This is a genomic window from Aliivibrio sp. A6, assembly GCF_028765505.1.
Taxonomy (GTDB): domain Bacteria; phylum Pseudomonadota; class Gammaproteobacteria; order Enterobacterales; family Vibrionaceae; genus Aliivibrio; species Aliivibrio finisterrensis_A.
In genome coordinates this window covers 178,297-198,943 of record NZ_JARACR010000001.1, presented here as the reverse complement: position 1 = coordinate 198,943, position 20,647 = coordinate 178,297, and the positions used below count along the sequence as shown (strand labels likewise).

Genomic DNA, 20,647 nt, shown 5'->3' with positions numbered 1-20,647 from the left:
GGTCTACTTTATGTATCTCTCCCTTTTTATTTACTTATTAAACAACCAACGTGGGTTTAATGACTGCCAAGAGATCTCAGTAGTTCGATACAATGAAATACTAATGAACAATGAAATAGCGCCAAGTAAACTATATAAGCTTAAGAACCCAATCCCTGCTTGTGAAAAACTCATGAAAGGCTCTGAAGAGAGCAAGATCGTTGTTGGGATCTTATACATATGAGTGAGAAATACGGCAATACCATCCCAGTTTAGCACCCAAGTTGACAGCAGTTTCAATGCATAACCGCCTAATAGTAAGATGATTAAAGGTGAATTACTGACTTGAGATACAGCTAAAACTAATCCTGCAATAGGTAACATCACCACGCTAACCAGTAGCATTCTTCCCATAAACTGCAGCCAATGGGTAATCACTGATATAAATGAGGTGTGTTCATGAAGCATCACTAATAGAGTGTCGCTTGATAAGCTAATTACCCAAAAGAATAGATTGGCGATAAGTACTAATGCAGAAAAAATCAATGGTATTACAATTAAACCAAAAGCCAGTTTTATCGCGTGCGTATATTGGCTAGAGATTGGCATGCTGCGCCAAAATGCAGAGCTGCCTTCATTACGCTCTTTACGTAATGTTTTTGAAAGGTAAGTCGTTGTGAGAGCTAATGATAAAATACCAACGATAAAGCTTAATGCGAGTTGTAGGTCGTTTGAAAACTCAGAGCTAAACGGGCTGAAGTCACCCTGAGTCTCGACTGAAATAAATACATTATCTTGTAGGTTAGTGTTCATCATTAAACTAATGAAAAGTACTGCACCGCAAAGAAGAATAAACAGAGGGACACGAGTAATCGTTTTGTGTTCAACAAGCTCTTTTTCAAACATATATAATGATGTGCGCATTAAATAGATTCCTTTTGAAGGGCAATAAAGAGTTCAGCTAATGTACCTTGAGGAATATTATCCATGGTCTCTTTCTTCACGCATTTACCTTGTTTTAAGATCAATACATCTGTTAATAGATGCTCAATTTCAGCCACTTCATGACTCGCAATAATTAAACAGCGCTCTCCTGCATTAAACCAAGTTGTTAAGTGCTGATAAAAGGTGTCGCGATATAATAAATCTAATCCTAAGGTAGGCTCATCTAAGATCAGAACTTTAGTATCGGTTGCAATTACTATAGCTAAATGAACTTGTACCTTCATGCCTTTTGATAGCGAGCTTATTTTACTATTTAATTTGATATTGGTGTTACTTAATACAGAAGTCGCTTTATTAATATCAAAGCTAGGGTGGACTCCTGAGGTATATTTTAAAAGTTGTTTTACACTCATCCATTCAGGTAACACATTTACATCAGAAATGTAGGCTAAATACTGCATTAATTCGGCGTGTTGATCGATAGGATGCAGACCATTCACTCTGATCTCACCCTCATAACGATGAGTGCCCAACAGAGCATTTATCAATGTCGATTTGCCCGCGCCATTATGACCGAGTAAGCCGAGAACTTGTCCTGCTTTTAAATCAAAACTGATATCACTTAATGCTTGTTGGTTTTTATTTGAGTCTGAATAGTGTTTTGAGACATTTCTTACATGGACAAGAGAAGTCATTCTGCGCCTTACATTATTGAATTGCTTGGTACTATTGAGTAGAAATATCATGATAAGTTCCATAAGGAAAGAAATGGATGAGGTTCATTTGTGTTTTCCCTGACTTGATCTCTTATACTTCAGGTTAATATAAATACAGCATTCGAATTAGTTTTGCGTCTTAGACTGAGATACGTTAGATTCAGCTTTTGTTAGAACAATAAAATCAGAGGTTATCATGTTCAGCCAACGCCCAGTAAAGCCCGCAAAAACCATTGATAATGTCTATGGCAGTGCTTTTTATCATCTTGAAGCCAAAGACAGAACTATTGATGAGTTAAGAAAGAAACTAGTTGCGAAGACAGATAACCAAGAGTGGATTGATACGGTTCTAAATGACTTAATTGAACGTGGTTATTTAAAACCAGACAAAGATTTTGCAATCAACTTTGTAGAAAGAGCATTTAGTGCAGAAAAAGGCAGTCAATTTATAATTACGAAGTTAAAAGAGAAGGGGATTAGCGCCACAGTGATCAGTGAAGCGATCGAATATATTACCCACCGTGATGAGATCTGTGAATTTAGTTTATTAAATCGTCGATTAGAACAAATAAATTTTGAGGGATTATCTAGCGATAAACTTTATACAACCTTGACTAAATATGGCTTTAAATCGTCCGATATTCGTGAAGCCATTAAGTCTCACTCTATTGCTTCTACACTACCTTCTAAAATGCAAATCAAAGCCGATAAAGCGGATCTCGTTAAAGAAATTGAGAAGCTTGCCCGTAAACTAAAAGGTAAGTCTGTTATCAAGCGGGAGCTAAAACAAAAACTGATCGATATTTCTACTTTTGATGAAGAAATTGAAAAATTAGAGATGGATGGTTCAATCGATTTTTATGAGAACTGCCAATTACGATTAGACAAAAAACGCTTTGATTTAAGCAATTCAAAAGACAAAAGCAAAGCCTATGCGTATCTGTATTCCCATGGTTTTAGCTCTGATGAAATTAAAGAAACATTGAATTAATTACAGCGAGTTTCGGATTAGTTAGCGACGACAAAAAGTAGAAATATAAAAAGCCCCATAGTTCGAGAGAGTGAACTATAGGGCCAAAACATCTAAATTGTTACAATGAATAGAAGAAGTAAATTTGTGATTTCATACGAATGATAATGCCACGAATTACATCTAAGAAAGCCATAAAGCCAATTGGTTTTTCGCCAGATATCCATGCCAAACCAACCGAGCCAACAGGAATATCATAGCCTTCGCCCTCTTCGAGTTTTAAACGCACAAAGTGGTGCTTATTATTAACGTTTAATCCTGTCGTTTGGCGAACATTCGTTTCTCGGCCTAGTAAATTACCTTGTGCTTCCCCTGTTGCTTCAACAATGCCTTCAACCTCTGCTACAAAGACTTTTCCAGGATAAACTGCGCTAGAAAACTCAGCAGGGCGACCAACCGTCACATTACGTATTGCTTGGTGATTAACGCGCATTAATACGTACTTCTCATTGGTATACATCTGCATACGTGGAACCGCACCAATATATTGACCTTCACGCAGAATAAAGTTTGTCACGTAGCCATCAGCAGGGGCATAGACTTTGGTGTTGTCTAAGTTCCATTGTGCTTGAGCAACGCTTTCTTTTGCACTCGCTAGCTCACTTTCTTTGGCTTTTACACCTAATTTTGCATTATCTAGATCTAACAATGCTTTTTCATTAGCCAGTTTGGCTTTATCTAATTGAGCAACAGCACTGGCAACATCAATTTCCCCAATAGATACAAGTGTTCCTTGTTCATCTAATGCACTTTGAGTAATGGTATTTTTTACTTTACGGTTTTGTTCAACATAACGTTGTAGTGTGAGTTTCTTATATTTTAGATCTTGGTTCTTTGCTTCAATTTGTTTTTGGCTAACCACAATATCACTTTCTGAAGCAGTAATAGCTTGGCGTGCCAGTTTCACGTTTTGATTTGCAACTTCAAGCCCAACAGCGCTCGCTTCTTGTGAGACTATCGCTTTGTTTAGCGCAATTTGGTAAATCTCATCATCAATTTCATAAACCAGTTGGCCTTTAGTCACTTCTTGGTTTGGTTCAACATAAATCTTGGTTACGACGCCTTTAATTTGCGTACTCGCAGGGCGAAGTTGAATATGTGGCGATTGCACCACCGAGCCACCAGAAAGATCCATAGGCGTGAAATTTAATAACCCAGCCCAGACAAATAACAGCCAAGATCCGCCACCAATATAAGCAAAACCTTGGGTAAACTTATTCCAAGGCATGCCTACCATTCTAAGTAGATAGATAAATAGAGCCCATACCGCTAATCCCTCAAGCATTGTGATTCTCCTCTTGAGTTGATTGTGTAGTCGCAATTTCTGTTATTGGTGTTTGCTCTTGTGTCTGTAATGGTGAAGTCGGTTGATGCCAAATATCTCGAATTTTTATCAATGCTTTTTCTGCATCAACAAAAGCACAAATCACGGCTAAAACCCAGACCCAATGCCAAACAAACCCTATCCAAGTGAGGGCGGTAATTAACCCTATTTGTTGGTGTTGTTTACTGTGTGCTTTGTTGATTGGTAGTTCATGAAGTTTCCAGAAACCATACGCGAGGGCGATAATACTTCCTATCATGACGACGCTCGCAGCAATATGCAGCCCAAGATCCTGACCTGATCCAACGAAGGGCATGCTGACTAAACTCATAAATGATTTACCTTAAATAATAATGAGCAGTAAGCATGAAGGGTAGCGGAGTAATATGTCGATTAAATGTATTTTTATATATCAAACCGTGATTTAAATTGATGTATTTGAATCTTTTTATTGGGTTGTTAAAGCAGTGTCTTTCTGTATTGAACAGGAGTTACACCGTACATACGTTTAAACGCAACAGAAAATGAAGCCGTAGTTTTATAGCCAACTCGGTGTGCAATTTCTTGTATGGATAACTCACTTCCCATTAATGCGGTAGCCTCATCACAAATGCTGTGATGAACTATATCGGTAAAAGCAATACTTTGATCTTGTAAGCGACGTTGAAGAGTAAGTGGCTTCATTCCCATTTTTTGAGCGACAAACTCAAGCGTAGGATAACCAAAAAACAAGGCATATTTAGTGAGTTCAAATACCACTTTTAACGTATCTTGAGGCTGTGGAATAAGCATATAACTCATCGCTTGCTCTACGGTAAATGCTTTCACTTGTGGTGTTGGTAGCTCAAAGCGACGAGGGCAAGTGATGTCTTTAGCAGGAAACCAGACTTGGGTATTAGGGCTGTTCCATACGATAGGGCAGTTAAATATAGCCTCGATTTCTCCTGTTTTACCAATCATGTTACCTGATAAGTGAATGACAACAGGTTGATAGTCGTCGCCATGAAATAGTTTTAATAATCGAACAAACGATCCCGCTGCTAAAATACTCTCATGGATACGAGCTTGAGGTAGCATTGTTGGCGTTAAAATTCGCCATTTTGCAATCGAGCCGCTAAGTAGCATATTGACCTGCACCCCAGACTGAAGCGCATTATGTATGGTGTTCATACGCTTGATTGCCATCCCCAAATTGGTCGAGCTTGCTAGTAACTGCACAAAAGGACCAAACTGCTTCAAACTGTCTGATTGTGTTAGTTTTGCTGTGTAAGCTGGATCTTGAGTTAATAATTCAATTTTACAGAGTAGAGCTTCGAGATCACTTAATGGCATCAATTTTAATTGATAATCAAATAGATGAGGCGGCATATCAAAATCGGCATAGGTTAGAGCATAATATTTCATCGCATGGTCTATTAGCATTTTCGCACTGTGCACTCGCACGAGATAAGTTGCGTTTGGTTTAGCCATGAAGCCTCATTAAAAGTCACGTTTAAACAGCATTATATCTTACTGATATCAATATCTCATGCTACTATTTTCAGCTTCATAATTGATATCATTGAGAGGCTATCTTGTTTAAAGGTAAATGGAATGACGATATTCAAGGGGCAACATTACACCCTGTTATCATTGAGATTATTCAAAAAGTAAAAGAGCAAACAGCCAATAATACAGAGGTTGGGAATTACCCATTATCTTATGATGAGTCAGTCTATTTTATTGTGAATGATAAAACGGAATTGAAAGAACATCGTCGTTCAGAAATTCATCATAAATACCTTGATGTACAATTGATATTAGAAGGTACAGAAACTTTTGGATACAGTGACTATCCGTTACTGTCGATTGAAGATGACTATCTTGCAGAGAAAGACATTGCTTTTAGTAACGATGTGAAAGATGAGCAATTTGTCACATTAACGGCTGGTGAGTTTATTATTTTTAATCCTAAGCAACCACATCGTCCATTAGTTGCGGTTGATGATAAGCCAGCAGCAGTGAAGAAACTGATTATTAAAGTGAACAGTGCGTTGTTGGTGTAGTTAACCAATACTGTTTTCATAAAAAAAGCCCACATCCTATACTAAATATAGGGCGTGGGCTTTTTTATAACGCATTATTTTTTTGGGTATTCAGACCATGTTGAACCATCAAGAGAAACATAGGGTTTGTTGTTATATTCCATTACTGTTGTCCCTGAATTTTGGGCAACCATTTTAGTTTTTGGTAATCCCTGAGTTAGGGCTTTAGGATCAAACGTTTTTTGGCTGTAAATATCTTGCGCTAAAATTCGACTAACTAATGCTGAGACGGCTAAGTAACTTGATTCTGCATTAATATGAACCGTATCTCCTGTACGAGTGATATTTTCACCAAAGATCTTCATACCAACAGGAGTATGTACTATCGTAGATGATGGGATTTCACGCATACCCGCAATTTGCATTTTATCACCACGCATACCTGCGCCATGTTCAGGAACAAGCATGACAACAACATTACGTTTTGAGGCTTTAAGCGTCTGGAAGAAATCATATAAATCATCCAATAGATTCTTTAATCTAAGCTTATAACTGACTAAACCTACTTTACCACTGGCTCTAATAATGCGATTTCCATCGTGTAATGAAATCGTATTATAAAGAGCGACAACAGAGCTGTCTTGTGCATTTTCTCTATTTCCTAGCCAGCGAGTAAGCACTTCTTTATCTCGATAAATGGGTGAGCCATCAAAAGCGGATTGATATTGCTCTAACCCTGCTTGAGACATTAATGGTGCTTGTAAATCACCGTCTTCTTTAAGTAACCCTAGGAAGTCATCAAATTTACCGTCGTGATTTAATAATAGATTTTCTTGGAAACCAAGTTTAGCTAGATTATCAAACAAGAAGCATTGTTTAGATGATGGTGCGGAAAATAATTCTTGGTGTGTTTCTTGCCCGCAACTCGCTCTTAATAATCGAATAACCGCAGGGCCACTATAAGAGGTCGCAGCACTGAAGTTATCGAACATAACATCAAATTCTTTAAACAGAGGATGATTTTCTAAGCCTGCAATTTCAATGTCATCCCATGCGACAGAACAAATACTTAAAAACAGAAGGTCAAATTTAGTTGATGGCGCAACGCTTGGAAAGGTAACTCTTCGTTGTGCTTCATTTTTAAAGAATAACTCTTTTGCTTGGTTAAGTACCGCATCGTTAACAGGGCCGCTTTCATCAATAGATTGCTGTGAAGGCGTTGTCGTTTGGGTGATAGTTGGTTGTTGAGCAATAACCGTTTCTTTTGCTTGAGAGTTAAATATGCTTTGAGGCAGGCTGATGTAAACCAGAGCAAGTATAACGAAAACAGAAATACGGAACACTTGGTTTAAAAAGTAATAAGCAAAAATTAACACAAATAAAGCAAGAAATGCTTGTGGAGAAATAAAGCGACCAGCAAGCTCAATAAGGTAGCTAAGGTTAAATTGTAATAACTGTCCTATCTGGCCCCATAAACGATTTAGAGGCGGCAAAAAAGAATCGAAATGCATTAGCCATAATCCAATAGGTACAGCAATACATTGTCGTATGATTTTGAGGGCCCTTGGTTTTAATGGCAGCAATAAAAAAGCAACAAAGGCAAAGTTCTCAAGTGGATGAAAACGAATAATATCCTGAGTAAATAGGCCAATCTTAATGATGAAATAAATATTCCACCAACCAAGCCCATACAGAGGTTGTTGTAGTGTGTTTGTCTTCATTTATCTGCATTCCCATTATCTTCAAAACTGTATTTAACTAAGTATTTTGGTTTACGGACATAGGTGTTATAAAGGCGCACTACCACGGTGGAAATATCTCGTAAAAAGTAACCAATAATTATCCCTGAAAACCCACTGAATAAGACGGTAAGTATAAAATCTTCAATATTCATAATGTTAAAAATCCAATGGTTTATGTTTTGCGAGAATAACAGGAGCAGAATAATCCTCAGAAGAGCGAGTAAGACCTTCTTCTGGAGCTGATTTATTCTCAATAATTACAGCATGTTGTGTAATATTTGGCAGTTCACGCTCTATACTTCCTACTGTTGTAAAGCTGGTTTGACTAGAAAAAATATCCCTAATTGGTAGCGTAAAAATATTGCGCAATGCTACAGGAAGATCGGTCATGCGAACGCCTTGTAAGAATAGATAAATAGCACTTGTACACACAGTCATCACATCCCCCTCCCTTTGGATTTGGCACATATTAAGATAAGCTTCAGGACTAATGTTAGGGAGAAGTTCTAATTTTATTAGGGCAAACTCAGTTTGGGATATATCTAGATGCACTAAGGATTCACTGGTGTAATCAATAAAGCGGTCATTGGTCGTATAACCTTTTATTTTCTCTGTCTGTGAGTGAAAGTTAAGTAATTCTTCTGTGCTACTAGGGAGGGCTCGGGTAAGTATTTGGCCACGTAAGATCTCTATCGAACTAAGCATGCTTGAGAATCGAGTTCCGAAATGAATGATCAAATTGATACCTGATTGTAGCAAGTACATTTCATCAGAATAACGTAAACAGGGCTGCATTTCTCTAATTATAATTTTAATATGGTGCCCAAAAGTTTTTCGTAACTTATATATACTGATCCCTAATAGTCGCACTTCATTTTTCGTTGAACAGCTTAATACTATTGTTGCTCGGGATATTGTTGTTAGGCTTTTTTCTAAACTGTCATTATTTGATGAACAGATCATGGCATCTGATGTTTTTTGATTTTTTTCAATCGCTGTATGTGAGATATAGATTGTACTTTCATCATCGATATTCAGAGGAGAAGCGGTTTGAGCATTACCCATTTTTGATTGTGGTGTGAGTGATTGATCATCATTAAGAGTAAGATAGGTTTCACTATCTCCTCGCATGCCAGTATTCAATCCCCAATAATAAACATGATATAAAAAGGTTTTTTTATCTATGCTTTGTAGGCTTGAATAACCAACGCATAAGTTAGGATGTTGGCTGATCATTTTTTTTATTAAATGTATATCTCTGCCATAGATTAATACATTTATAGTAAGTGATTTCTCAATAGCTAGAGTTTGAATTTTTTCAAAGAATGCTATTTCACTTTTAACTTTTTTTGAGGTGAATATATTGTCTGAAATAACTAAAATTATTGATGAGTTATTTTTTATTTGAGTTTTATTTATATCGTTATATAAATGCTTAAGTGAATTACATGCATCATGGTTATTGAAATATATGTTTGGACAATATGAATGTAAACTCTTTTTTAATGAGAATGTATTTGAGTCACTTAATGATTTGGTGAATGTATTTAGTGTTGTTGAGCATATAAATGTATTTATAGTCTCACTTTTTACTAATTCAGATACGTGATTCACGATCGGTGTTTTAGTGCTGAATGTCGTTATATAAACACTGGATTTTAATTTTTTACTTGTATTTTCAAGTGGATATGAATTTTTTATCATGCGTATCACTCAGCGGTATTAATTATTTTAGAGGTGTTCATGTTGCTTATTTGTAATCTTGTTGAGTCTGTTTTGTAATGGTATTATTTTTTATTTCTTAAGCTAGTTTATATGTTTTTTCTGAATGTGCATTTGATATATAAATGATTATATATGTATATCAACCTCAGTCTCACTTATGATACATGCGCTGAGTATTATATTAGTACAAATGTGTAATAGAATGTCCCATTACATAAAATCTATTACATCACTCATTAAGGTTACTACTTTATGGCTAGGAAAATTAGTCAAGATATAACGGTTTTGTTTTCTGCTTTTGATACAAAAGAACGTTCATACAACGAGTTAAGCGAAGTTGAACGTTATAATAAAATAAAAAAATCATGGAATGCATTAGACCTATTATCTAAAAGTAAAATAAATGAAAGTAATGTGTTAGAGCCGAGTTGTGAACACTTTGTTGGTAAAAAAGAACCTGAATTATGAAAAGAATAATTATAACGGGGTTACGTGGTGGTGTTGGTTCAACAACTATCGCTGCAAATTTAATTCAAGCATTAACGCAACTTGAAGAAAGTGTTCATGTTATTGATTTTCGCTCTGAAAATCTTATGAGTTTGCATTTTGCTCTAGATTTTTCAATTAAAGATGGTTGGTCTAAACGCGTACTATCCGATGAGTCATGGAAAAAAGCTGCTTATGTAAGTAATAGTAATTTATCCTTTGTGCCTTATGGACTATTAACGGTCGATGAGCTTAAAACGATTAAACAAGAGGTGGCTTCTTTACCTCATGGCTTACTGAATGTATTTCCAACTCAGCCTGAAGTTGTGAATGAATGGCAATTGATGTTGTTGCCGAGTATTAATGAGCTTGATGATAGCCATACAGCATTACTTGATAGTGCAGATATGGTTTTATGTGTGATTAACGCAGATATTCAAAATTACACCTACTCTCAACAAAATGCTTCTTTTCAATGCTTTAACCAGCGCCACCATCCTTATTTTCTCATTAATCGGTACCAACCTCTTAGTGAAAATAGTGTAGATCTTTCGTTGGTATTTAAACAAGAGTTAGCAGAGCAGTGCTTACCTATGCTATTACACCATGACACCTCAGTGCCAGATGCTTGCTCGCAATTAAGTAACGTCATTAAATATGCACCACACAGCCAGTTTTCTAAAGGACTGAATGAACTTGCATTTTGGCTTTTAGCCCACTTTTCTGCAAAAACGATGGAAGGCATATAGCACTATGTTTGGTTGGTTATCGCTATTTTTTCAACCTAGGCTTATGGTTCAATTTCGTAAGCAATTGCATTTTTATACGCAAGATAAATCACCTTCTTATATCAGTCAGTTGATCCTTTCTGTGTGGTTTGTTGTCTGTTTTTGTTTTTTCAAATCAAAGATAGCAGGGATTGATAGTTGGAAGTTACCTCATTATTGGTACCCACAAATTGATTTCTCACGCTTTAAGTTTTTTGACCCTTTCAGAATGTTGATCCAAACATTATGGATCCTCTTTATTGTGCAACCAAGAAGGCTCACTGAGGGGTTTTCTCTTCGCCAAATTATCAACATAGTGTGGAAGCAAATTGGTCGCTTATTTTATTTTCCATTAAAAGGATTAACTTCAATTGTTGTATGGTTAGAAGGGTGTTCAAGTCATTACGCAATTGATTCGAAACAAAAGAACAAGAAAGCGTCTTCATTACCGAGCCGCTTTCTCAATATAGCTATCGGTACTGTTGTTTTTCTCCTCGCGGTACTGTGTTTTACCATTCCATTTAGTTTAACAGCTCAAGCGTTCTTTATTGTGGCATTATGGTCACTGGGTATGATGTTCAGACGTATGCCTGGACGGTTCCCAACTATTTTATTAATCACTTTATCAGTAACGGTGTCTTGTCGTTATATTTGGTGGCGCTACACTTCTTCTTTAAATTGGGATGATCCTCTTGCTCTGTTTCTTGGCTGTGTTTTGCTAATGGCTGAAACCTATGCGTGGATCGTACTTATATTAGGGTATTTTCAAAATATCTGGCCGTTAAATAGACAACCCGTTTCTTTACCTGATGATCAATCAACGTGGCCTACGATTGATATGATGATCCCTACCTATAATGAAGACTTAGATGTTGTAAGAGCGACGGTGTATTCTGCGTTAGGCATTGATTGGCCAAAAGAAAAGTTGAATATTTATATCTTAGATGATGGTAAAAGAGATTCATTTAAAGCGTTTGCAGAAGAGATTGGCGTGGGGTATATCCGTCGTCCAACTAATGAACATGCAAAAGCCGGTAATATTAACTACGCTTTAAAACAGACGTCCAGTGAATACGTTGCCATTTTTGATTGCGACCATATTCCGACCCGTGCTTTTTTCCAAATGACAATGGGGTGGTTTTTAAATGATGAAAAGTTGGGATTAATTCAAACCCCACACCACTTTTTCTCACCTGATCCATTTGAAAGAAACTTATCTAATTTTGGGGATGTTCCGAATGAAGGCAGCTTATTTTATGGCTTAATTCAAGATGGTAATGACTTATGGGATGCTTCTTTTTTCTGTGGTTCATGTGCTGTTTTGCGTCGTGAGCCGTTAGAAGAGGTGGGAGGAATAGCCGTTGAGACAGTAACAGAAGATGCTCATACCTCATTGCGCATGCATCGTTTGGGTTATCGCTCAGCGTATTTAAGAAAGCCATTGTCAGCAGGTTTGGCTACAGAGACTCTGTCTGCTCATATTGGGCAACGTATTCGTTGGGCGCGAGGCATGGCACAAATATTTCGTGTTGATAATCCATTATTAGGTAAAGGGCTAAAGTGGCAACAACGCTTGTGTTATGCCAATGCCATGTTGCATTTTTTATCAGGTATTCCACGCATTATCTTTTTGCTAGCACCATTAGTGTTCTTACTTATGCATACGTATATTATTTATGCACCTGCATTAGCGATTATTTTATATGTATTGCCGCATATGGTACATGCCAGCATCACTAACTCTCGTATGCAGGGAGAATATCGTTATTCATTTTGGGGGGAAGTGTATGAAACGGTATTGTCTTGGTATATCGCAAGGCCTACAACTGTTGCTTTATTTGCACCTCATAAAGGAACGTTTAATGTCACAGCAAAAGGCGGCTTGATTGAAGATACGCATTACGATTGGACGATCTCTAAACCCTATTGGTTATTGGTGATTTTAAATGTTTTGGGCATTGGCTTTGGTCTGTATCGCTTAGGTTGGGGCCCTGATGACGAACTTGGTAGTGTGGTTGTTAACTTACTTTGGGTTTTTTATAACCTTCTTATTCTTGGTGGTGCGGTTGCCGTTGCAGAAGAGTCAAAGCAAGTGCGAAAAGATCACCGAGTGGTTGTTAATATTCCAATGTCGATTCATTTGCCATCAGGGCACAAAATACGATGCGACATTAAAGATTTTTCATTGGGTGGGTTGAGAGTTGAACTACCAACCTCGGTTGAGCTGTTTTATGGACACTCTTTAGACATTATTTTGCAGCGCGGTGAACATCACTTTGTCTTCCCTGCAAAAGTGACTTATAGCCGAGGAAAAGCGTTAGGGTTACAACTTGAGCCACTGACGAAACAACAAAATATTGATTACGTGCAATGTACGTTTGCCCGTGCTGACGTATGGACAAAATGGCAAAACAGTTATCAGAGCGACAAGCCTTTAATGAGCATGCTTAGCGTATTTAAGATCGGAGCAAGAGGCTACAGAAATACAATCACTTATAGCCCTAAATGGGTCAAAATGATTGCGCAATTTATAACAATAATAAGTGAGTTTGTGCTCACGTTTAAACCTATAAAAGTTAACCTTCAGAGTGCGAAGTTATGTGGATGAAAACTAAAATAAATGCCATAGCGGTGGCGATAGGCTTGATCAGTTTTACGGCGAGTGCGGTAACGCCGCTTATGGCTAATGAAAGTAATAACTCAACACAAGTGATCAGTGGAGAAATGGTCACTTCGCGCGTGTCCCCTATTGTAACTAAAAAGACATTCAGTTTTAGTGACCTTGGTTATGGCCATTCGATTCAATTACAAGGCAGTGAAAGTACGGCTTATGTTGGCTTTGGCTCTCGTTTAGATGAAGTGGTTTCACAAGCATCACTGCATTTTGAGTTAATTCCATCACCAGCATTACTCTCTTTGGTTTCCCATATTAAAGTGTACTTCAATAATGAGCTTGCGGGTGTTGTTGCGATTGATAATGGGATGCAAGGTAAGTCTTCTTCTGTAGATTTGAATTTAGACCCTCGTTTATTTACCGATTATAACCAACTTAAATTCGAGTTAGTCGGAAATGCTTCAATGTCATGCAGTAATCCAAATGACAGCAGTATTTGGGCTGAAATTAGTTCAAAGAGTACTATCTCTTTATCAACTCAAAAAACAAAAATAAATAACGATTTAAGTTTATTACCCGCGCCATTTTTTGATTCAAGAGACATGGGTGATTTAACGCTACCTATGGTGTTTGGTGACAAACTTGATATCAATGAAATCAAAGCCGCAGGTATAGCATCATCATACTTTGGTTCACTATCTGAATGGCGAGGTTCAGATTTTCCAATGATTGATAATGCATTACCAACTCGTAATGCAATTGTTTTTATTACTAATGACAGCAAGCCTGATTTTTTAAGGAACTTTCCGGATGTTGATGGTCCTAGAATTCAAATGATTTCTCATCCAACGGATCCTTATGTCAAATTATTGCTTGTTATTGGCCGTGATACTAAAGATTTAGTGACTGCAGCCAAAGGTCTCGCCCTAGGAAAAAATTTATTTACTGGACCATCAGCAAAAATCAACAAGGCAGAGCAACTTGTACCACGTAAACCTTATGATGCTCCTAACTGGATAGATACAGATAGAGCTGTAGCACTCTCTGATTTACTGACAGAAGGCGCGTCATTGCAGGTAGAGGGGCAGACTCCTCCGCCTATTTCAGTACACTTCCGTTTACCGCCAGATTTATTTACTTGGCAAAGTCGTGGTATTCCATTTGATTTGAATTATCGTTACACCCCGCCATTGATGGATAACTCTGGTTCTCGCATGAGTTTAAGCGTGAACAATCAATTCGTAAAAGCGTTTAACTTAAATACATCAGGTGAGTCAACTAACAATACGCGCTTACGATTACCTCTGTTAGATGATGACTTATTAGGCGCTGGTGACGTAGTTCGCATCCCAGCTTTTCAAGTCGGCAGTAAGAATGAAGTGAAGTTTGAGTTTGGTTTTGCATCATCTGTGGGTGGGAAAGACCAGTGCCAAACCATGCAACCAAGTAAAAATTATGCGGTTATTGGTGAGGACTCTACCATTGATTTCTCTGGCTTTTCACATTATATCGAAATGCCAAATATGCGTGCGTTTGCGAACTCAGGCTACCCATTTACAAGAATGGCAGACTTGTCAGATACCGTTGTTGTTGTTCCTCAAAAGCCATCAAATGAAGAAATTCAAACGTTTGTGAATATGATGGGCGTATTTGGTTCAAACTCAGGCTACCCAGTCCTAAACGTTACGGTTACCGATAATTGGAACAAAGAAACATTAGAAAATAAAGACATCCTAACGATTGGAGTGATGCCTGAATTAGCCTCTGTTGATAAAAAAGACATTGAGAATATTCAATTAATCTCCTCTGAGCGTGTACTTAATTTACCAAGTAAAAATGAATCGCAAAGAGGAAAAAATTGGGTAGACCCAGCGAGCGATAATCAACAAGTTGCCGATTCGATTAGTATTAATACCACCGGAAATTTTGCCGCAATTACAAGTGTCGAATCGCCTTATACGGCGCAGCGCACCATGGTGAGTTTACTTGCTCAAACACCAGAGTCGTTTGCATTGATTAATGAAGCATTAAACGACAGTGGAAAAATATCATCTATGTTTGGTTCAGTAATTACTTTGCGTGATGATGAAGTCGCCAGCTTTAATGTAGGAGAGCATTATTATGTGGGTGAACTGCCTATATCACAATTGATTTGGTATCACTTTTCTAAATACCCATTATTGATCGCTTTCTTTGCTACTTTATTGGTCGTGATGGTTACCATTATTTTATATCGAGTACTTCGTCACATTGCACAACGTCGTTTAAATACAGAAGAGGATGAACTATGAAAACGCGACTGACATTATTGAGTGTTTTTATTGGTTCATTATTAACAACACCGACGATCACAGCACAAGAGGTGAGTCTTTCACCTCGTGTTAAATCGCAAGTGGTAATGACAAAAGAAAATCAATGCCAATGGGCACTTTGGAATAGCTTTAAGCAAAACTACATTAAGAATGGAAGAGTGATTGATACTAGCGATCCTCGCTTAATTACAACGTCAGAAGGGCAGTCGTATGGGTTGTTTTTTGCACTAATAGCGAATGACCAAGCAACGTTTAGTTCGTTACTTAATTGGACTGAAAAAAACTTAGCAGGCGGAGATCTTACGGCTCAACTCCCTGCGTGGTTGTGGGGAACAAGACCAAATGGCAGTAAAGGTGTGCTAGATGCAAACTCTGCGTCAGATTCGGATTTGTGGATTGCATATAGCTTAATGGAGGCGGGTCGCTTATGGGGTAACTTCTATTATCAATCTTTAGGCCATTTGCTTGCGAGCCGTATTTTACGAGAAGAAACCACGGTTGTATCAGGTCTTGGTACGGTCTTATTGCCTGGTAAGCAGGGGTTTATTCTGGGTGATAATCACGTTCGTTTAAATCCTAGTTATGTTCCATTGCAATTACTTACTCGCATGGATACGTTGTTTCCAAATTATCAATGGGCTGAGTTATATCAATCAAGCGTGCGATTGATTAAAGATACTATGCCTAAAGGATCGAGTCCTGATTGGGTTGAGTGGAAAAATGATCAATTCAAAAACGACAAAAAAACCAAAGCCATTGGTAGTTATAACGCAATTCGTACTTATTTATGGGCAGGAATGCTACCTAACAGTGATAAGAACAAAGCCGCTATTTTAAATAAAATGCATCCAGTCGTGCTTGAGTTAGAAAAAGGTAAAGGAATGCCTGAGATATTTAATACTCAAACGGGAAAAACAAAAAATATAGGCGGAGTCGGTATTAATGCCTCAACACTTCCGCTGTTAGATGCCGTTGATTCAACATCAATCGCAGATGAGTATGCCCACGGTATTGAGGCATCTCTATCAACTATTGAGAAAGACCGTTATTACAACAGTGTACTAACCTTATTTGGGTTAGGTTGGCATAAAGGGGTTTATCAATTTGGTAATGATGGTCGTGTTATTCCTAGTTGGACTCATGTATGCCAATAGAACGCTTTTCTGCTAATAAAATAGCTCGTTTACTTCCTATTGCAGTGATAGGAGTATTTTGTTCATCATCGATTATGGCGGCGACGCCTAAATCAGAATTACAGATGATGAATCCTATTGTTTTTCAGAGTGATGTATCTAATGTTGATTCGACTAAACAGTTAGTGGAGCAGTTAAGATATGCACAATTACTTCATCGCCCCGATATTACTGAAACAACACTCAAACGTTTATTTGCGGTTGACCCTAATAATGCTGAAGGACTGAGTTTTCAAGCTCAGCATTTGGCGAAATTGGGGCAGGTTGACCAAGCCATGGGTATTTTAAAAAAATTAGAAGCGACTCAACCTAATTCAGTAACCACCAAGCAGCTTAGAGATGCCTTATCTATTTATGGTGATAATAAAGCGGCCTATCAGAAAATCATTTTATTGTCCCGTTCTGGTCGCAATAAAGAAGCGCTACAAGCATTAAATGCGTTATTTCCTAATGGTATGCCGACGCCCGAATTACAATTGACCTATTTGGATATAGAGTCAGGCGTTAAAGGGCATGAAAGAAAGGTGCTGATTGGACTTAAAAAGCTCAATGCAGACTATCCCGGAGTACCTGATTTTCAGCTTGCTTATGCAGAGCATATCTCAAAAGGCGATCCATCAAACCCTATTGCCATGAGGCTGTTACAGCGTCTTTCTTTAGAGTCGTCAGTATCAGGCAGCGCTGCGTCATTATGGATCTCTCGCTTAAATGACAGTTACATAACAAAAGAGGTTGTTCAGCAATACGCGATACTTTCCAGTTATTACCCTTCAAATGCAACCTACAGAAAAGCATTACTTGATGCGAATAAGCGCTTTGAAAAAGAAACAGAGTTGAGAAAAGATCCTAAATACCTCGCTAAGTTAACCGGATTAAAAGAACTAGAATCAGGGCATATTCTAAATGCTCGACAGCAATTATTGACAGCATTAGAAGTTCGACCTAATGACCCTGAGATTTTAGGTGGGTTAGGTATGGTTTATCTACGACTAGGCCAACAAGAAGTGGCTTTATCTTATTTTAAAAAAGCAAAAAAATACGATAAAGATCTTCGAAATGTCGATAGATGGAATGGTTATATCAACTCCTCAAGTTATTGGGCTTACCTTGAACGCGGTGAGAAAATGATGCAAAGAGGGAATTTTGATGGTGCAAATAGAAAATACCACCAAGCAATAAAATATGAGCCAGATGACCCATATGCATATAATTATCTTGCTGAATTAGCTTTAGCTCAAAAGGATGAAGAGCAAGCTTTAGATTATTACACTACCGCATTAAGCAAAAATCGGTTAGATGAAACGGCATTACGAGGTTGGTTTAATTTGCAGATCTCTTTTTATGGGGGCGAGAAAGCGTTAGAGAAAGGTCGTAAATTATCTTCACGTCAACAGCGTATTTTAGCTGAACGATTTCATGAAGTTGAGATATCTTTATTAATGACCGAGCTTACTGTCGCGATTAATAAAGGGGATATTGAACACGCTAAAGCGATCTTGGATAAACTTGTTATAGATCCTCCTGTCTCTCCTTGGCAGCGTAGTGAGGTAGCCGATTCTTTACGATTAACCGGGCAAACTCAACGTGCTGATAAATTGATGTCGGCTTGGTCAAAAAATGGAACGCCGGAGATGTCATTTGCGTATGCTTTGTATTTGGCTCGCTATGGTCAAACGGTTGAAGCTATTGCCCAATTGACGGCAGTAGCTGAAAGTGATCGCAGTGAAGCAATGAACTCAAGCTTAAATCGCTTAGAACAAAATCAAATGTTTAGTGCATTATTTATTCTTGCTAAAAATGATCCAGAAGCTGCAAAGAAAGAGATTAAGCGATTAGAAATCGAATATAATTCAGACCCTGATGCAATGTTATCGTTAATTGATGTTCAGTTTCAGCTTGGGTTTACAAAACAAGCGATTATTAAACTACAGAGCATTAAACCGACAGATAAATGGAACATGGAAACGGAGTTACGTTATGGCGGATTATTGTATACATTTGAAGAAAATGAAAAATTTAAAGAATGGAAAAATCATTTAGAAAGTAACAGTGAATATACTGTTATTTCGTTTGATCAAAAGATTCGTCGCGATTTACTTTTTGCTGAGTATGCATTTCGAAATGAAGAGTATGCAGACGCTAAAATATACTATTCATCGGCAAGTCAACTCAATACAGAATATCAGTATGGTGCTTTACTTGGGCAACTTAAAGCCCAACAAGCACTTGGTGAAGACGATGATGCACAAAAATTAGCACTGTATTTATATTCAGAAAAACAAGCGTTAAGTAGCCGTCAGAGCATGGAATTAACTCTAATTTTGATGGCGTATGGTTATCAATCAGAAGCTATTGCTTTAGTTGAAATGCTGAAACAAAAGCAAGACAGTGACGCCATTGATTATCGTGATGGAATGGCGGTTGCGATGGAAGGTAAAGAGTGGAGCCTTGCTACAAGCATGGCACATTATGCATTAATAGAAGATGCAATTAACCCTAAAAACGATGCCACTATCGCTGAATTTACTGATGATGATGCATTGGACCTTGAACTTAAACCAAGCGAGGATCCAAAAGAAGAAAATTTGCGTGAGTTATACAATAATGCGGATGACAACTGGCTTACTCGAAATGTGAAATCTGATTTAGATAGTATTCAGGCTCGTGATCAAGGCTACGTCTCTTTTGGGATAGATTACAGTGCAAGGGACGGTGCGAATAAATCAGTACAAGTGCCGATTGAAGCTATTATTCCAATGCCAGAGTACGATGGGCATTTACAACTCCGTGCTGATATCGTACATCTTAATTCTGGTGATATTGATTATTATGATTCTTCGGAGGTCATGAATGAACAGCACACTGGATCTGCTTTTGGCATTGGATGGCTCGCAGATTCGTGGAGTGCGGATATAGGCACTACGCCACTGGGGTTCGATCAACAAAATATTGTTGGTGGTTTGAACCTTTCTGGAGATTTAGGTGATGTGGGCTGGAAAGCAACGTTATCTCGACGAGCAGAAACCAGTAGTACTCTTTCTTATGCCGGTATGACAGTGCCTAATGGGGTAAAAGAACATCAAGGCGATGAATGGGGCGGAGTGATGAAAACCGGTGTTAATCTCGGTGGCAGTTACGACCTTGGCGGATCTGTTGGTTATTGGGCAAGTGCGCAGTTCCACACAATGACAGGAACCAGCGTAGAAGATAATACTCGCTTAGGCTTACTTGGTGGTACGTATTGGAAAATTATCAATGAAGAGAATCGACGTTTAAGTCTTGGTTTAAACTTAATGTATCTAAACTATGATAAGAACCTGAGTGAATATGCTTATGGGAATGGAGGTTATTACAGCCCACAACAATATTTCTCAGTTTCTATTCCTGTGAATTATTATGAGCGCTTAAATGATGGATTTTCTTATTTAGTCAGTGGTTCAGTGTCTAACTCTTGGACGAAAGAAGATGGACCTTATATTGATGGCTCTCCTAATGGTTCAAGTAGCAAAGGTGGTGGCTTTGGGTTCTCTTTAGAAGCAGCAGCAGAGCAACGCATTAGTAAACGCTGGTATTTAGGTGCAGCGGTTGATATTCAACGGTCTGATTTCTATGAACCAAACCACTTACTCTTTTATGCGAAATATACGTTTACCGACCGTTGGCAACCGGTATCAATGCCTGTTGACCCATTAACTTTGTATGGTGACTTTGATTAGAACTGGTTAATCTCATCATAAGAACCACATACTTAAAAAGCCGATGAATTAATATGTCATCGGCTTTTTAGATT

The 20,647-nt window shown here is 37.9% G+C and carries 15 protein-coding genes; 8 read left to right on the top strand and 7 right to left on the bottom strand.

Annotation, left to right across the window (positions count from 1 at the left end):
• Positions 1–30 precede the first annotated feature (30 nt).
• Complete coding sequence (locus tag PVK70_RS00770) at positions 31–903, bottom strand: hypothetical protein (RefSeq protein WP_130043580.1); 873 nt, start codon at positions 901–903, stop codon at positions 31–33.
• Complete coding sequence (locus PVK70_RS00765) at positions 903–1,619, bottom strand: ABC transporter ATP-binding protein (RefSeq protein ID WP_130043581.1); 717 nt, start codon at positions 1,617–1,619, stop codon at positions 903–905. Before PVK70_RS00765 ends, PVK70_RS00770 begins: the two co-directional genes overlap by 1 nt.
• A gap of 217 nt (positions 1,620–1,836) precedes the next feature.
• On the opposite strand from PVK70_RS00765, the gene PVK70_RS00760 reads away from it, so the two are divergent.
• Positions 1,837–2,631: a RecX family transcriptional regulator gene (locus PVK70_RS00760; protein ID WP_130043582.1), complete on the top strand. Its 795-nt coding sequence runs from the start codon at positions 1,837–1,839 to the stop codon at positions 2,629–2,631.
• A gap of 100 nt (positions 2,632–2,731) precedes the next feature.
• On the opposite strand, the gene PVK70_RS00755 is transcribed toward PVK70_RS00760, so the two are convergent.
• From PVK70_RS00755 to PVK70_RS00745, 3 genes are all read right to left on the bottom strand, one after another.
• A complete protein-coding gene (locus tag PVK70_RS00755; protein WP_130043583.1) occupies positions 2,732–3,955 on the bottom strand; it encodes an HlyD family secretion protein in 1,224 nt (407 codons plus the stop codon).
• Positions 3,948–4,325 carry an MFS transporter gene (locus PVK70_RS00750; RefSeq protein ID WP_130043584.1) on the bottom strand — a complete coding sequence of 126 codons (378 nt, stop codon included), beginning with the start codon at positions 4,323–4,325 and terminating at the stop codon, positions 3,948–3,950. Before PVK70_RS00750 ends, PVK70_RS00755 begins: the two co-directional genes overlap by 8 nt.
• Positions 4,326–4,453: 128 nt before the next feature.
• Complete coding sequence (locus PVK70_RS00745) at positions 4,454–5,464, bottom strand: AraC family transcriptional regulator (protein ID WP_130043585.1); 1,011 nt, start codon at positions 5,462–5,464, stop codon at positions 4,454–4,456.
• Positions 5,465–5,568: 104 nt separating this feature from the next.
• On the opposite strand from PVK70_RS00745, the gene PVK70_RS00740 reads away from it, so the two are divergent.
• Positions 5,569–6,039: a YhcH/YjgK/YiaL family protein gene (locus PVK70_RS00740; RefSeq protein ID WP_130043586.1), complete on the top strand. Its 471-nt coding sequence runs from the start codon at positions 5,569–5,571 to the stop codon at positions 6,037–6,039.
• A 74-nt stretch (positions 6,040–6,113) separates the two neighbouring features.
• Here the strand turns inward: PVK70_RS00740 and bcsG are convergent, their stop codons facing one another.
• Positions 6,114–7,739: a cellulose biosynthesis protein BcsG gene (gene bcsG, locus PVK70_RS00735; protein ID WP_130043587.1), complete on the bottom strand. Its 1,626-nt coding sequence runs from the start codon at positions 7,737–7,739 to the stop codon at positions 6,114–6,116.
• A gap of 177 nt (positions 7,740–7,916) precedes the next feature.
• Positions 7,917–9,464, bottom strand: coding sequence for a cellulose biosynthesis protein BcsE (gene bcsE / locus PVK70_RS00730; protein WP_130043588.1), 1,548 nt, complete (start codon positions 9,462–9,464; stop codon positions 7,917–7,919).
• 273 nt (positions 9,465–9,737) lie between these two features.
• Here bcsE and PVK70_RS00725 point away from each other — a divergent pair, with 273 nt between their 5' ends.
• The 6 genes from PVK70_RS00725 to PVK70_RS00700 are packed head-to-tail and all read left to right on the top strand — an operon-like array spanning position 9,738 to position 20,573.
• A complete protein-coding gene (locus PVK70_RS00725) occupies positions 9,738–9,953 on the top strand; it encodes a hypothetical protein (protein ID WP_130043589.1) in 216 nt (71 codons plus the stop codon).
• Positions 9,950–10,720, top strand: coding sequence for a cellulose biosynthesis protein BcsQ (gene bcsQ, locus PVK70_RS00720; protein ID WP_130043590.1), 771 nt, complete (start codon positions 9,950–9,952; stop codon positions 10,718–10,720). The genes PVK70_RS00725 and bcsQ overlap by 4 nt, the downstream gene beginning before the upstream one ends.
• 4 nt (positions 10,721–10,724) lie before the next feature.
• Complete coding sequence (bcsA, locus tag PVK70_RS00715) at positions 10,725–13,346, top strand: UDP-forming cellulose synthase catalytic subunit (RefSeq protein ID WP_130043591.1); 2,622 nt, start codon at positions 10,725–10,727, stop codon at positions 13,344–13,346.
• Positions 13,343–15,643, top strand: coding sequence for a cellulose biosynthesis cyclic di-GMP-binding regulatory protein BcsB (gene bcsB / locus PVK70_RS00710; protein WP_422836525.1), 2,301 nt, complete (start codon positions 13,343–13,345; stop codon positions 15,641–15,643). The genes bcsA and bcsB overlap by 4 nt, the downstream gene beginning before the upstream one ends.
• Positions 15,640–16,818, top strand: coding sequence for a cellulose synthase complex periplasmic endoglucanase BcsZ (gene bcsZ / locus PVK70_RS00705; protein WP_130043593.1), 1,179 nt, complete (start codon positions 15,640–15,642; stop codon positions 16,816–16,818). The genes bcsB and bcsZ overlap by 4 nt, the downstream gene beginning before the upstream one ends.
• Complete coding sequence (locus PVK70_RS00700) at positions 16,809–20,573, top strand: cellulose synthase subunit BcsC-related outer membrane protein (protein WP_130046674.1); 3,765 nt, start codon at positions 16,809–16,811, stop codon at positions 20,571–20,573. Before bcsZ ends, PVK70_RS00700 begins: the two co-directional genes overlap by 10 nt.
• Positions 20,574–20,647: the final 74 nt, after the last annotated feature.

What these genes read in the sequence shown, in the direction of transcription:
- bcsA (WP_130043591.1), top strand. Translation starts at nt 10,725, where the DNA reads ATGTTTGGTTGGTTATCGCTATTTTTTCAACCTAGGCTTATGGTTCAA.
- PVK70_RS00770 (WP_130043580.1), bottom strand. Translation starts at nt 903, where the DNA reads ATGCGCACATCATTATATATGTTTGAAAAAGAGCTTGTTGAACACAAA.
- PVK70_RS00700 (WP_130046674.1), top strand. Translation starts at nt 16,809, where the DNA reads ATGCCAATAGAACGCTTTTCTGCTAATAAAATAGCTCGTTTACTTCCT.
- bcsB (WP_422836525.1), top strand. Translation starts at nt 13,343, where the DNA reads ATGAAAACTAAAATAAATGCCATAGCGGTGGCGATAGGCTTGATCAGT.
- PVK70_RS00765 (WP_130043581.1), bottom strand. Translation starts at nt 1,619, where the DNA reads ATGACTTCTCTTGTCCATGTAAGAAATGTCTCAAAACACTATTCAGAC.
- PVK70_RS00745 (WP_130043585.1), bottom strand. Translation starts at nt 5,464, where the DNA reads ATGGCTAAACCAAACGCAACTTATCTCGTGCGAGTGCACAGTGCGAAA.
- bcsQ (WP_130043590.1), top strand. Translation starts at nt 9,950, where the DNA reads ATGAAAAGAATAATTATAACGGGGTTACGTGGTGGTGTTGGTTCAACA.
- bcsE (WP_130043588.1), bottom strand. Translation starts at nt 9,464, where the DNA reads ATGATAAAAAATTCATATCCACTTGAAAATACAAGTAAAAAATTAAAA.
- bcsZ (WP_130043593.1), top strand. Translation starts at nt 15,640, where the DNA reads ATGAAAACGCGACTGACATTATTGAGTGTTTTTATTGGTTCATTATTA.
- PVK70_RS00760 (WP_130043582.1), top strand. Translation starts at nt 1,837, where the DNA reads ATGTTCAGCCAACGCCCAGTAAAGCCCGCAAAAACCATTGATAATGTC.
- bcsG (WP_130043587.1), bottom strand. Translation starts at nt 7,739, where the DNA reads ATGAAGACAAACACACTACAACAACCTCTGTATGGGCTTGGTTGGTGG.
- PVK70_RS00755 (WP_130043583.1), bottom strand. Translation starts at nt 3,955, where the DNA reads ATGCTTGAGGGATTAGCGGTATGGGCTCTATTTATCTATCTACTTAGA.
- PVK70_RS00750 (WP_130043584.1), bottom strand. Translation starts at nt 4,325, where the DNA reads ATGAGTTTAGTCAGCATGCCCTTCGTTGGATCAGGTCAGGATCTTGGG.
- PVK70_RS00725 (WP_130043589.1), top strand. Translation starts at nt 9,738, where the DNA reads ATGGCTAGGAAAATTAGTCAAGATATAACGGTTTTGTTTTCTGCTTTT.